General features: G+C 69.4%; 14 protein-coding genes. 5 read left to right on the top strand and 9 right to left on the bottom strand.

Features of this window, described 5'->3' with window-relative positions; genetic code table 11:
• Positions 1-146 precede the first annotated feature (146 nt).
• Positions 147-458, top strand: a complete 312-nt coding sequence (locus tag QFZ21_RS09575; protein ID WP_307377161.1) for a WXG100 family type VII secretion target — start codon at positions 147-149, stop codon at positions 456-458.
• A 19-nt stretch (positions 459-477) separates the two neighbouring features.
• On the top strand, positions 478-768 hold the full coding sequence (locus QFZ21_RS09570) for a WXG100 family type VII secretion target (protein ID WP_307377156.1): 291 nt from the start codon (positions 478-480) through the stop codon (positions 766-768).
• A 136-nt stretch (positions 769-904) separates the two neighbouring features.
• Here QFZ21_RS09570 and QFZ21_RS09565 read toward each other — a convergent pair whose 3' ends face one another.
• Together QFZ21_RS09565 and QFZ21_RS09560 are read right to left on the bottom strand one after the other, a co-directional pair.
• Positions 905-1,375: a dehydrogenase gene (locus QFZ21_RS09565; protein ID WP_307377154.1), complete on the bottom strand. Its 471-nt coding sequence runs from the start codon at positions 1,373-1,375 to the stop codon at positions 905-907.
• Positions 1,376-1,428: 53 nt separating this feature from the next.
• On the bottom strand, positions 1,429-2,418 hold the full coding sequence (locus tag QFZ21_RS09560; RefSeq protein WP_307377151.1) for a malate dehydrogenase: 990 nt from the start codon (positions 2,416-2,418) through the stop codon (positions 1,429-1,431).
• A 53-nt stretch (positions 2,419-2,471) separates the two neighbouring features.
• Here QFZ21_RS09560 and QFZ21_RS09555 point away from each other — a divergent pair, with 53 nt between their 5' ends.
• Positions 2,472-3,353, top strand: a complete 882-nt coding sequence (locus QFZ21_RS09555) for a neutral zinc metallopeptidase (RefSeq protein WP_307377148.1) — start codon at positions 2,472-2,474, stop codon at positions 3,351-3,353.
• A gap of 10 nt (positions 3,354-3,363) precedes the next feature.
• Here the strand turns inward: QFZ21_RS09555 and QFZ21_RS09550 are convergent, their stop codons facing one another.
• The 5 genes from QFZ21_RS09550 to QFZ21_RS09530 all read right to left on the bottom strand — a co-directional run bounded on the left by QFZ21_RS09550 (position 3,364) and on the right by QFZ21_RS09530 (position 8,468).
• Positions 3,364-5,160, bottom strand: a complete 1,797-nt coding sequence (locus QFZ21_RS09550) for an aldehyde dehydrogenase family protein (protein WP_307377146.1) — start codon at positions 5,158-5,160, stop codon at positions 3,364-3,366.
• Positions 5,161-5,188: 28 nt separating this feature from the next.
• Entirely contained in the window at positions 5,189-6,592 is a 1,404-nt protein-coding gene (locus QFZ21_RS09545; protein ID WP_307377144.1) for an MFS transporter, read from the bottom strand.
• A 99-nt stretch (positions 6,593-6,691) separates the two neighbouring features.
• The gene (locus QFZ21_RS09540; RefSeq protein WP_307377143.1) at positions 6,692-6,955 is read right to left on the bottom strand and encodes a glutaredoxin domain-containing protein; all 264 of its coding nucleotides are present in this window, start codon (positions 6,953-6,955) and stop codon (positions 6,692-6,694) included.
• A 38-nt stretch (positions 6,956-6,993) separates the two neighbouring features.
• The gene (locus QFZ21_RS09535; RefSeq protein ID WP_307377141.1) at positions 6,994-7,968 is read right to left on the bottom strand and encodes a cation diffusion facilitator family transporter; all 975 of its coding nucleotides are present in this window, start codon (positions 7,966-7,968) and stop codon (positions 6,994-6,996) included.
• Positions 7,968-8,468 carry a transporter substrate-binding domain-containing protein gene (locus tag QFZ21_RS09530; RefSeq protein WP_307377139.1) on the bottom strand — a complete coding sequence of 167 codons (501 nt, stop codon included), beginning with the start codon at positions 8,466-8,468 and terminating at the stop codon, positions 7,968-7,970. The genes QFZ21_RS09535 and QFZ21_RS09530 overlap by 1 nt, the downstream gene beginning before the upstream one ends.
• A 128-nt stretch (positions 8,469-8,596) precedes the next feature.
• On the opposite strand from QFZ21_RS09530, the gene QFZ21_RS09525 reads away from it, so the two are divergent.
• Positions 8,597-8,989, top strand: a complete 393-nt coding sequence (locus QFZ21_RS09525; RefSeq protein WP_307377137.1) for an SIP domain-containing protein — start codon at positions 8,597-8,599, stop codon at positions 8,987-8,989.
• A gap of 42 nt (positions 8,990-9,031) precedes the next feature.
• Here the strand turns inward: QFZ21_RS09525 and QFZ21_RS09520 are convergent, their stop codons facing one another.
• Positions 9,032-9,487 (bottom strand): adenylyltransferase/cytidyltransferase family protein, encoded by a 456-nt coding sequence (locus QFZ21_RS09520; RefSeq protein WP_307377135.1) that lies wholly within the window; start codon positions 9,485-9,487, stop codon positions 9,032-9,034.
• Between the two features lie 119 nt (positions 9,488-9,606).
• Between QFZ21_RS09520 and QFZ21_RS09515 the strand changes: the two genes are divergently transcribed.
• On the top strand, positions 9,607-10,827 hold the full coding sequence (locus QFZ21_RS09515; protein ID WP_307377133.1) for a glycosyltransferase: 1,221 nt from the start codon (positions 9,607-9,609) through the stop codon (positions 10,825-10,827).
• Between the two features lie 4 nt (positions 10,828-10,831).
• On the opposite strand, the gene QFZ21_RS09510 is transcribed toward QFZ21_RS09515, so the two are convergent.
• Entirely contained in the window at positions 10,832-12,247 is a 1,416-nt protein-coding gene (locus QFZ21_RS09510; RefSeq protein WP_307381268.1) for a bifunctional dTDP-4-dehydrorhamnose 3,5-epimerase family protein/NAD(P)-dependent oxidoreductase, read from the bottom strand.
• Positions 12,248-12,251 lie beyond the last annotated feature (4 nt).

The following is a 12,251-nucleotide window of genomic DNA, read 5'->3' as shown; positions in this document are numbered from 1 at the left end:
CAGGTTGGCCGCAGGTGGGCAGAGCTACCCATGGGCATCGTGCCGCGAGACCCGTAAGGTGATAGTTGTCGCCGGGCATCGGCGTCACGGCCCTTCGGGGGCTGACCAATCGGGGCGAACAAGCCCTTATGACCAGGAGGTGGACCGTGGCAGGAGAAGTCTCTGCAGCGGATGGTGCCCTGCAGCAAGGTGCCAGCATCGTCAGCAGTTCGAAGACGGACATCATCGGTGAGCTGAACTCGATTCAGAGCCAGCTCTCCGGCATCGGTGCGTCATGGGCCGGCTCGGGGGCCGCCGCGTTCCAGCAGACGTTCCAGGCGTGGCAGGAGAAGTCGCGCAAGATCACGAACGCGCTCGACACGTTCGAGCAGAACCTGCGTGACTCGCAGTCTGCTTACACCCAGACCGACGACTCGTCGGCACAGGCTCAGAACAAGTTCATGGGCCGTCTCGGCTGAGATCGGAGGGATAGAGAACATGGGTAACGACGGTTACAAGATGCAGTTCGGTGCTGTCGACACGGCAGGTACCGACCTGGTCCGTGGTGCGAACAACATCGACACCAAGCTCAACGACATGGAGAACGCGCTCAAGCCGCTCCAGGCGAACTGGACGGGTTCGGCCTCTGAGGCCTACGTCCAGGCGAAGGCGCAGTGGAACTCGGCGCTGAGCGAGATGAAGGCGCTGCTGACCGACATCGGCCGCCAGGTCTCGCAGGACTCGGCAGATGGTCAGGCCAACGAGAGCAAGAACATGAACCGCTGGTGACACAGTCGCCACTGATGCGGTGAACTTCTGAGCCGGCTGTCGCCCCGATGGGGTGGCAGCCGGCTTTCTCGTGCGTGAAGGGCGGTGGCCCAGGTATCAGCTGCGCAGCGGCTCGGCTGCTCGGTGACTCGGCTGCTCAGCGGGTCGCGTCGGCGAGGTGGCGCGCGTCGTGGCTCAGCACCTTGACGATGATCCCATGGCGTCGCAGCTCCGCTGCCGTGCGGGCGCCCTCGTCGGCGTCACGGCCGAGGGCGTTGATGTTCGCGACGACCAGCACGTCACCGACGTTGAGCGTCGCGATCAGACGGCCCAGCCGCTCGCTCCAGCTCTCCAGGATGTCGGGCGCCGGATGCCGGAATCCCTCGATGGGCACGCCGAAACGCGTGAGGTCGTCACGCTGCTCGACGACCGACGGCATTCCCTCCCGGGAGACGACGAGCCCGACCAGCCGGGCGCCCTCGGGGCGCGCCGTCCAGAATTCGCGGTTCTCCTGCAGCTCGGTGAAGCACTTCGGGCACTCCGCTGCCGGGTGCGGCAGATGCAGGGGACTCGTCAGGGTCACATCGACGGATGCCGCGGACGTCGTGGACTCGATCATGTCGCTCATGGGTGCGCCTCCGGCATCCATTCTGCCCTGCCGGAGGCCTCACCGGTGACGGATCACAACATCCCGAGCGAACGGACCGCCTCGCGCTCCTCGACGAGCTCGGCGACGGAGGCGTCGACCTTCGCGCGCGCCCAGTCGGTCAGCTCCAGGCCCTCGACGATCTGCCACTCACCATCGACCGAACGCAAGGGGAACGACGAGATCAGACCCTCGGGCACACCGTACTCGCCGTGCGACACCACGCCGGCCGAGGTCCAGTCGTCGGTCCCGCGCACCCAGTCCCGCACGTGATCGATCGCCGCGCTCGCCGCGGACGCCACCGACGATGAGCCGCGCACCTCGATGATCTCGGCGCCGCGCTTCGCCACGCGGGGGATGAACGTCGAGTCGAGCCATTCGGGCACGTCGCCGACGATCTGGGTGAGCGCCTCGCCGACCGGCTCGCCGCCCACCGTGGCGTGGGAGATGTCCGGGAACTGCGTCGCCGAGTGGTTGCCCCAGATCGGGACGCGCCGCACGGTGTCGACCGGCATTCCGAGTGTCAGCGCGAGCTGCGCCCGCGCGCGGTTCTCGTCGAGGCGGGTCAGCGCGGTGAACCGCTCGAGCGGCACGCCGTCGGCGGATGCCGAGGCGATCAGCGCATTGGTGTTGGCCGGGTTCCCGACCACGGTGACGCGCACGCCGGATGCCGCGTTGGCGGCGATCGCCGCGCCCTGCGGCCCGAAGATCCCGGCGTTGGCGGCGAGCAGGTCGGCGCGCTCCATGCCCGGTCCGCGCGGTCGAGCCCCGACCAGCAGTGCCAGATCGGTCCCGTCGAACCCCACTGCCGCGTCATCCGTCACCTCGACGTGCTCCAGCAGGCCGAACGCGCCGTCCTGCAGCTCGAGCGCCGCGCCCTCCGCCGCACCGAGTCCCTGCGGGATCTCGAGCAACCGCAGTCGCACCTTCTCGTCGGGTCCGAGCAGGTCTCCCGCCGCGATGCGGAACAGCAGCGCGTAGCCGATCTGCCCGCCCGCGCCCGTGATGGTGATCGTCGTCGTCATGTCTTCGAGCCTACGTCCGTTCGCTCGTCCGTCGCGCGGAGTACCCTCGTCGCATGACCTTCAATCCCGACGCCGATCTCTCGACCAACACCACGCGTCGACGCGGACGCAACACCGCCATCGCAGGGGGCGGCGTGGTGGGCGTGCTCGGCATCATCGCGCTGATCGCCGGCCCGTTGCTGGGCATCGACCTCAGCGGTCTGCTCGGCGGCGCCGCTCCCGGAGGGGGCAGCGAACCCGGGGGAGGGACCGCGATCGAGGACTGCAAGACCGGGCAGGACGCCAATGAGAACGTCGATTGCCGCATGGCCGGGGCGCAGGTCGCGCTCGACGCGTTCTGGTCCGACGAGGTCGAGAACTACAGCCCCCCGCAGCTGATCGTGGTCGACGGCGCCACGAACACGGCGTGCGGCACGGCATCCAACGCCGTGGGGCCGTTCTTCTGCCCCGGCGATGAGACGGTGTACATCGACCCCACCTTCTTCCAGCTCATGCAGGAGCAGTTCGGAGCATCCGCCAACGAGCTCGCCCAGCTCTACATCGTCGGTCACGAGTGGGGCCACTACATCCAGCACATCACCGGGGTGATGGACCAGTACCCGAACAACGGGACCGGTCCCGACAGCAACGGCGTGCGCATCGAGCTGCAGGCCGATTGCTACGCCGGCGCCTGGATCGGGCGGATCAGTGAGGAGAAGGATGCCGACGGCGACCCGTATCTGAACCGGCCCACCGAGACGCAGATCGAAGATGCGTTGAACGCCGCGTTCGTGGTCGGTGACGACAACATCCAGGAGCAGTCATCCGGCACCGTCAACCCGGAGAGCTTCACGCACGGGAGGAGCGAGCAGCGTACGAAGTGGTTCGCCGAGGGGTTCCAGAACGGACTCGGCGTCTGTGCGGAGCCGCTGACCGTTTCCGGGGGCGAGCTGTAATACCGAGCGGCTAGGCGCGCAGCGCGCGGAGCAGCGTCTTCACCAGCCCCCGCACGCTCCCGTCGATGCGGTACCGGGTGAGGCCTTCGCTGACGGCCGCCCCGGTGCGCGCGGACACGAACCACGGCGGCTTCGGCAGGATCGTCATGCGACCGCCGCCGTTCAGCCCCGGCAGCGATCGCGGAAGCGGTCGGAACGGTCCGCGGATCACCGAGCGCTCGACCCGGTCGAGCAGCAGGGCGTTGTGCACCACGCCGATGCCGCTGCCGACGTCGGCGATCGTGCTGCCCGGGTACGCGCCCCACGTGAGCGTCGGGGTGATGAAGCCGAAGGCCGTCCAGCCGTTGATCGCGATCGACCCGTAGTGCAGGTCGGTGATCGCTCGTTCGAAACCTGCGCCGAACTGCCTCTCCGTCGCCGGATCGATCAGCAGGTTCGCGCCGAGCGTGCCCTGGAGCTCGTCGTTCGCGTAGGCCACGGCCGCGTCGAGGAAGGCCTGGTCGGTGCCGGGAACGGAGACGACGCCGAGCACCGGGGCGAAGTACTCGGTGTTCTGCAGGGCGGAGGCGTCGTCGTCGCCGTCGATCTCGACCAGGAGCCGATCGCCGAGCACGAGCGCATCGGGGTAGGCGTCGGCCGCGAGGTGCATGCGCGAGGGAGCGCCCGGGTACCAGATCGGCCGCTCGGGTGCGCTCGCATACGCCCGACGGAGCGCCGCCCGGAACGCATCGGCCTGATCCCAGTCCGACGAGAGGATGACGGCCTGACCGGCGATGCAGTTGTGGCCGGAGTTCTGCAGCCGCATGGTCACGACGTGCTCTGCGTGGTAGGTGAGGTCGGCGTCGGTCCACTTGCCTGGTACGACGATGATCGGTGAGACGCCGCCGAGCTCGGCCGTGATCGGCTTCTTCAGGCGCGGACGGTTCTCGCGCCGGCGTCGAGTGGTGGCCGCGGCTCCCGGACCCTTCGACGGGCCCCAGACGATCGCGTCGAACGTCGTGGCCGAGCCGGTGATGTGCACGTGCGCGAGGTCGGCATGACCCGTGAGGTACTCGCCCACCGCGGGGCCACCGCGGACGATCCGCACGAGCCCCGCGCCGATCAGCGGGGCGAACGCGCGCTTGTAGACCGGCACGAGGGCATCCTGGGTCGGGTTGACCTTGAGCAGAGCGGTGCGGTTGTGCGCGAGCAGCTCGTACATCACGTCGAGCACCGGGATCGACGTGATGTTCCCGGCCCCGAGCACGAGCCCGACGCCCCGGGAGTCGGCCGGCGTGCGCTGTGCGAGGCCCGCGGCGGCCCGCGCGGCGTTCGGGGTGACCCCCGGCTCGAGCCAGACCTCTCCCGTGTAGCCGGAGAGCAGGAACCGGTCGATGCCGGTGAGCGGGAAGGCGTGCACGCGCGTGCGGCCACCCGGGGCCCGATCGATCTTGACACCGTCGAGAGGATTCGTGCCCTTCGCGAGTCGGGAGAGCGTCTCGAGGTAGGCGTCCAGAGCTCCCAGCACGCTGTACGGCCCGCTCAGCCACTCCTCGCCTCGGAGCGGATGCCGCTCGTCGAGTCCCTTCGAGGCCGACGCCGTGTTCGCCCAGTCCTCGGCGACGGCGGCGACGCTCGTGCGCACCGCCCGCAGCAGCGTGACCCGCTGGGCGAGCGTGAAGGCCGACCACGTGCCCGCGCCGACCTGCAGCTCCTGGATCGCGAGATCGAGACGTTCCCGCTCACCCTCCCCGAGTTCGGGAGCCGCGGTCTTCGGCGCGCTCTCCGCGGGGGCGGACGGGGCGTCGGGCGTGGTCGCAGAAGTCATCGGCGTCTCCTTCGGGCGGGATCCCAGCTTATGCGCCGAGGGGAACCGCGACGTCGATGTCGTGGCGCCGCAGCCGGTAGCGACGGAGCGTCAGGAGACTCGCCGCCATGAGCACGGCGGGAAGGATGCTGAAGCTGAGCACGATGCCCGTGAGGGCAGCATCCGGTTGCTCCACCGCCTCCCCGGCCACCGTCGAGATGTACCCGGTCGCGGCGAGGGTGACCGACACCGCTGTGGCCCCCAGTGCGAAGCCGACGGTCTCACCCGCGGTCCAGATGCCGGTGAACGTGCCGGCCTGGCCGGTGCCGCTCACGCGCTCGTCGTGCGAGATGACGTCGGGCAGCATCGCCATGGGCAGTGACTGCAATCCCGCGTAGGCGATGCCGGCGACCGCGACGGACGCGTAGATCCAGACGCCGGGCGTCCACACCGCGGCGGTGATGGATGCGGCGGCCAGCGTGAACAGGATGCTCGCGATCGCGAACGCCCGTTCCTTCCCGAGCCGCCGGGCGATGACCGTCCATGCCGGGGTCGCGAGCAGGGCGGGCCCGACGAGCGCCACGAAGACGAAGGTCACCGCGTCCTCGGACCGCAGCACCCAGGTCGCGACGTATTGCGCGCCGGCCAGCATCGTGCCGGTCGCGAGTGCCTGCAGCAGGAAGGTGCCCAGCAGCGCGCGGAACGGCTGGCTGCGGCCCAGGGCCCGGAATCCGGAGAGGTACTGGTCGCGCCATCCGGAATCCGTGGATGCCGGTGCCGAAGCGCGACCCGCGGCGCTCGCCGCAGCTGCCGGCGCACCCGCCGTGCGCGCGGCGATGAGCATGCCGATGCCGATCACGAGGCCTGCGGCGATGCCCATCAGCAGGTAACCCGTCGCCGGGTCGGGGCCGGCCTTGCGCAGCGCCGGGCCGCCGGCGCCGAACAGCAGGATCGAGGCGGTGAGCACCACGACCCGCCAGCCCAGCAGCCGGGTGCGCTCGTCGTAGCTGCCGGTGAGCTCTGCGGGCAGCGCGACGTAGGGCACCTGAAAGAGGCTGAAGGCGGTCGCCGTGGCGAGGAACGCCAGCAGCACGCAGGCCGCGCCCGCGAAGGGGCCCCACGACGGCGGCACCGCGAAGGTCAGGGCGAAGCAGAGCGGGAGCGTGAGAGCGCCGGTGACCATGAAGCCGCGGCGGGAGCCGGTGCGCGCGAGCTGACGGTCGGACGCCGCACCGATCAGCGGATCGATCACGACGTCCCAGATCTTCGCCGACGTCACGATGAGACCGGCGGCGAGCGCGGCGACGCCGAGGTTGTCGGTGAGGAAGTACGTCAGCACCAGCCCGGGGAGGGTGGCGTAGCCACCGGTGCCGAGCGAGCCGATCGCGTACAGCACGATCGTTCGGGGGGACAGGCGGACGGATGCCCGTTCGGGCCGAGCCTCAGTGCTCATCGCGCCAGTGTATCGGCGTGGTTCCTGAGCGCCCTTCGTCTCGTCGCTTCGCTCCTCGCTCAGGAACCGAGGAGTGACGAGACGAAGGGCGTGCGCGGGTCAGATCAGCGCGAGTTCCCGCAGCTTCGTCTCGACGTCGGCGTTCGAGGGCTCGACATGGTGCGAGGCGTCGGGGTAGAGCACGACCGGGATGTTCATGCGTCCCGAGATCTCTTTCGCGACGTCTGCGGCGGAGGGGTCGGCCTCGAGGTCGACGTAGGTGTACTCGACGCCCAGCTCATCGAGCTGCTTCTTGGTGCGGCGGCAGTCGCTGCACCACTCGGCGCCGAACATCGTGATCGTGTCTGAGGCAGGAGAAGTCATGCATCCAGCCTAAAGCCGCACGGAAGGGTCGGCTCCGGTCAGCGTCCGGTGTCGGCTTCGTCGGGCAGACGCTCGGAGGGGACGATGACGACGTCCTGCACCTTCCAGTCGAGTGCGGCCACGCCCTCGGCGGTCGTGGTCAGGTCGTGGACCGACACCTTGCGCTTGCGCGGCACCACGAATGCCTCGATATGGAAGACCTGACCCTGATCGCGCATGCGCACCGCGGCATCCGAGATCCAGGGCCGGTCGCGCAGGTACGAGACGATGTCGGCGGCGAGCGGGTGCGGCTTCTTGCTGTCGTACGTGCGGGCGCGCTGATCCATCAGGTCGACGATCGCGGCCTTGGTGTTGCGGTAGCCGTCCCAGATGATGCCGAGCGAGATGAACAGGGCCGCTGCGCCGTCGAGCCACCACGCACCGACCCCCACACCCAGCACGCCGACGATCGAGGCGACCGTGGTCTGCCAGTCCGCCTTCGCCATGTCGGCGTCGGCGTAGAGCAGCTTGTTGTGGAGCACCGGGGCGAGTTTCGACTTGGCGGGGCCGTAGAAGAACACGGGGCCGATGATGACGACCGCCATCACGGCGACCATGAGCCAGCCGAGCCAGATCGTGTGGCCCCACAGCACGATCGTGCCGATGGTCGGATGCTCGGCGGCGATGAGTCCGGTGACGGCCTCGACCGCGAGGTTGAGGCCGACGGCGAGAAGGGCCACTCCGGCCACGAGGTGTCCCACTCCCATCGCGCGGTGCATGCCGTAGGGGTGCTTCCGGTTCGGTCGTCTGCGGACGAAGAGGAGCGCGATCAGGAAGGCGAACTGCGGGACGAGGGAGAGCATGTCCTCGATCCAGGCGGTTCGCATCGCCTGCGAGTTGCCCACCACGAGCGCGATCACGGCGATCGTGATCGCGGTGTAGACGATGGTGAAGATCTCCCAGCGCACGGCGCGGCGGGTCGCCTTCTCCTGCTCCGGCGGGAGCGTCGTCCTCCCGAACTGTCTCGTCTTCATCAGGGACCGACCTTCGCGTCGAGGAAGGTCTCGAGCTCGGAGAGGAAGGCGTTCTCACCCAGGGGGACCAGCATCACGATCTCGCGGCCGTCCGCGCCGTCGATCCCCGGATGGCCGCGGCTGACGCCCGCCCGATCGAGCCAGGGGGTCTCGGCAGTGATCCCTCCGGCGATCAGGTCGAGGTCGCCCGCCTCGAGCATGGTCACCAGCGTCTCCTCCGAGTCGACGGTCCACTCCGTCTCGGCGTCGATGCTGTCGGCGAAGTCCTCGACGAGGTCGACGATGCTGCCGGAGGGCTCGCCGCCGGTCATCCCCACGAGGCCGTCGTCGGGAGAGGTGCCGACGCGCAGAGTGCCGCCGGAGACGGCAGCGAGGGTTCCGCCCGGGTCAGCGGGGACGGTGATCCCGCACCCGGCCAAAGCGGCGCACAGCGCGGTGGCCGCCACAGCGCTCGAGAACCGAGTGATGCGCCGTGTACGCGGCGACGGTGACGTGTTCACGAGTCCACCGTGACGGCCGGAGGTCATCGCGCCAAGTGCGTTGACGTGACGCGGAATCAGGGGGTAGAAAAGTGAAGCAACCGAGCCACAGGGTTGCTGCTAAGGTTAGCCTTACCTATACTTCTTGCATGAGCAGCGCGTGCGAGCACCTGGATGATCCCGACTGGGAGAACATCGACCGAGCCGTGCTCATCGCCGGTGACGCGGCCGACGCAGGCGTCATCGCCGGCATCGCCGCCCGACTCCCCTGGGACGCGACCGGCGTCGTCATGCTCGAGGCCGCCGCGCGGATCCAGTTCCGGCACATCGACGTTCCCGACGGGGTGTCCGTGCGCTGGCTGGTGCGAGGAGACGCGACCCGCGCGCACACCAAGGGGGAGCGGCTGGCGAACGCCGTGCACGCCTGGTGCGTGGAGTGGACCTGCACCGAACCTCCCGCACAGTGGACGGTCTGGCTCGGCCCGCACACCCCGCCGCACGTGGCGCGGATGGCGCGCAGCCTGCTCGGAGTCGCGAACTGAGCGACTCGCGCTGACCGGTTCGGGCCGATCAGCGCGAGTCGATCAGCGGGACAGGGCGAGCGTCGGTGCGTTCGCGCCGGCGGTGATCGCGTCGAGCGCTCGCCGCAGCGACGAGCTCGACGTGTGCGCGGTGTACGGGAAGTACACGACCTCCACGCCGACCTCGGCGAACTCGCGCTCGAGGCGCAGGCCCTTCTCGGTGCCGCGCCAGTCATCGCCCTTGAAGAAGTGCGTGAACTGCACGTCTCGCCACGAGTCGAGCTTCGACGGCGTCGTCTCGACGTACACGTCGTCGACGAACGAGATGTGCTTGACGATCTCCGCACGTTCCGCTGTCGGGATGACGGGCTCGATGCCCTTCACCTGACGGAGCATCTCGTCGCTCACGACACCGGCGATCAGAACATCGCACTGCTGCTTGGCGTGACGAAGAAGGTTCAGATGCCCGACGTGAAACAGGTCGAAAGCACCCACGGCATAGCCGATACGCGTCCCCATGATCTCCCCAGATCAGTAATTCCCCAGAAGGCGGATCCCCATCCGCCGTGCGACTCCCACAGCCGCGATCTCCGAGTGTAGCAGCAACGTGTTCCACACCCATAGGAACCCGTGAAACGATGGATGCCGCAGACCATGCGCAGGCAGAAGCGGGGGAGCACGTGGGGGCAGCCGTCACGGTCATCGTGCCGACCTTCAACGAGCGCGGAAACGTCGCCGAGCTCGTCGCGCGCACCGCCGCGGCCCTCGCCGGACGCGACGCCGAGATCCTGTTCGTCGACGACAGCACCGATGACACTCCCGCCGAGATCGCTCGCGTCGCCGCGGACGCGCCGATCCCGGTGCGCGTGGTGCATCGCACTGAGAACACCGGTGGCCTCGGCGGCGCCGTGGTCGTCGGGCTGGAAGCCGCGGCATCCGACGTCTGCATCGTGATGGACGGCGACCTGCAGCATCCGCCGGAGCTCCTCCCCGCCCTGCTCGACCGGTTCGCGGTCGGCGATGCCGACGTCGTCGCAGCCTCGCGGTATGTCGGCGGCGGCGACACCAGCGGTCTCGGCACGGCCGTGCGCTTCGGCGTCTCGCGCGCGGCGACCTGGCTGACCCGGGCGATGTTCCCCATCCGTCTCGCCCGAAGCACCGACCCGATGACGGGGTTCTTCCTCGTCGACCGGAGCCGTCTCGACCTGCCGGCGCTCCGGCCGCAGGGGTTCAAGATCCTGCTCGAGATCCTGGCGCGCACCGACCTGCGCATCGCGGAGATGCCGATGGAGTTCGGCGAGCGCCGACACGGCAGCTCCAAGGCGAGCATGCGGCAGGGAGCCACGTTCCTCGCGCACCTCGCACGGCTGCGCTTCGGCAAGATGTCGCTGTTCGCCCTGATCGGCGTGATCGGGGCTCTGGCGAACCTCGGCATCATGTGGGCGCTGACCGCGGCGGGCGTCCCCTACGTCTGGGCGGCGATCATCGGCGCCGAGGTCACGATCATCGGCAACTTCCTGCTGCAGGAGCGGTTCGTGTTCGCCGACATGCGGACGGATGCCCGGGCGCTCGGCATCCGCTTCGCCACGTCGTTCGCGTTCAACAACGTCGAGGCAGCCCTGCGCATCCCGGTGATGGCGCTGATGGTGGAGACCTGGCACATCTCCAGCGTGCTGGCCACGGCCCTCTCGCTGATCGTCGCGTTCTTCGCCCGGTTCCTGTTCCACTCGCTCGTGGTCTACGCGCCCGAGCGGCGGCGGAAGTCCGACGGCGCCGTCGGCGAACCGCCCGTCGACACCGCCGCGCAGCGCGTGATCCGCGCGATCGATGTCGAGGTGATGAAGCCGGGCGAGCTCTAGTCGCTCAGCTCTCGTCTGCCGAGAGGTACGCCGCGAGGGCGGCGCCCGCATCGCGCGGGGTCCAGCCGGTCGATTCGATCCGGCCGAGATCGAGCACGCTGTTGAGCGGGCGCGGGGCGATCGGACCCTCCTGGCCGGCGAAGTACTCGTCCGTCGTCACATCGGTGACAGCCGCAGGGTCGTGGCCCGTGAGTCGGTACACCGCACGGGCGATGTCGGCCCACGACTGCGCCTCGCCGGCACCGGTCACGTTGTACACGCCGGAGGGCGCCGCCGTCGTCACGAGGTGCTGGATCGCCGAGGCGAGGTCGGACGTGAACGTCAGGCGCCCGATCTGATCTCCGACGACGCGAGGCGCGATGCCGCGCTCGGCAAGGGAGGCCATGGTGCGCACGAAGTTGCGGCCCTCGCCGATCACCCAGGAGGTGCGGACGATGTAGTGCCGTGGCACCGTGGCGACGATCGCGTCGCCGGCCGCCTTGGTCTGCCCGTACACGCCGAGCGGGCGCACCGGGTCGGCCTCCGAGTAGGCCCCCTGCTTCGTGCCGTCGAACACGTAGTCGCTCGACACGTGGACGAGAGTGATGCCGTTCTCGGCGGCCACTCGGGCGAGCGCTGCGACGCCGGTCACATTCGCGGCCCACGCATCGCCCCGGCCGTCCGCCGTCTCGGCGAGGTCGACCGCGGTGTAGGCGGCGGCGTTGATGATGGTGCCGTAGTCGCGCCAGCGGCGGGCGCCCGCCGGGTCCGCACGCAGATCGAACGTCTCGCGGGTCGCGTACTCGATGTGGTCGGCGTCGCCCCAGGCCTCGCGCAGGGCGAGCCCGAGCTGGCCGGCCGCGCCGATCACCAGGGTCTTGCGCGGCCCGATCGGTGTCACGTCGGCGAGGCGCGGATGCGCGAGGTCTTTGGCGGAGATCTCGACCTCGGACAGCGGGATCGGCCAGGCGATCGCCGCGGCCTCGTCGGCGAGGTTGAGGAACGAGTACTCCGCGTCGGCCGACCAGTGGTCGTTCACGAGGTAGGTGTACGCGGTGTCGGCCTCCAGCGTCTGATACGCGTTGCCGACGCCGCGGGGCACCAGGATCGCGCGTGACGGGTCGATCTCCGCCGTGAAGACCGCGCCGAATGACTCGCCGGCCCGCAGGTCGACCCAGGCGCCGAAGATCCGGCCGGTCGCCACCGACACCCACTTGTCCCAGGGTTCGGCGTGGATGCCGCGGGTCGTGCCGACCGCGTCGTTGAACGAGACGTTGTTCTGCACCGGACCGAAGTCGGGGAGTCCGGCGGCGACCATCTTCTCGCGCTGCCAGTTCTCTTTGAACCAGCCGCGCGAGTCGCCGTGCACGGGAAGGTCGACCAGCAGCAGGCCGGGGATGGGCGTCTCGGTCACCGTGAGCGACTTGCCGAACTCCGTCATCGCG

This window comes from Microbacterium sp. W4I20 (assembly GCF_030816505.1).
GTDB lineage: Bacteria > Actinomycetota > Actinomycetes > Actinomycetales > Microbacteriaceae > Microbacterium.
This window is presented reverse-complemented; position numbering and strand designations above follow the sequence as displayed.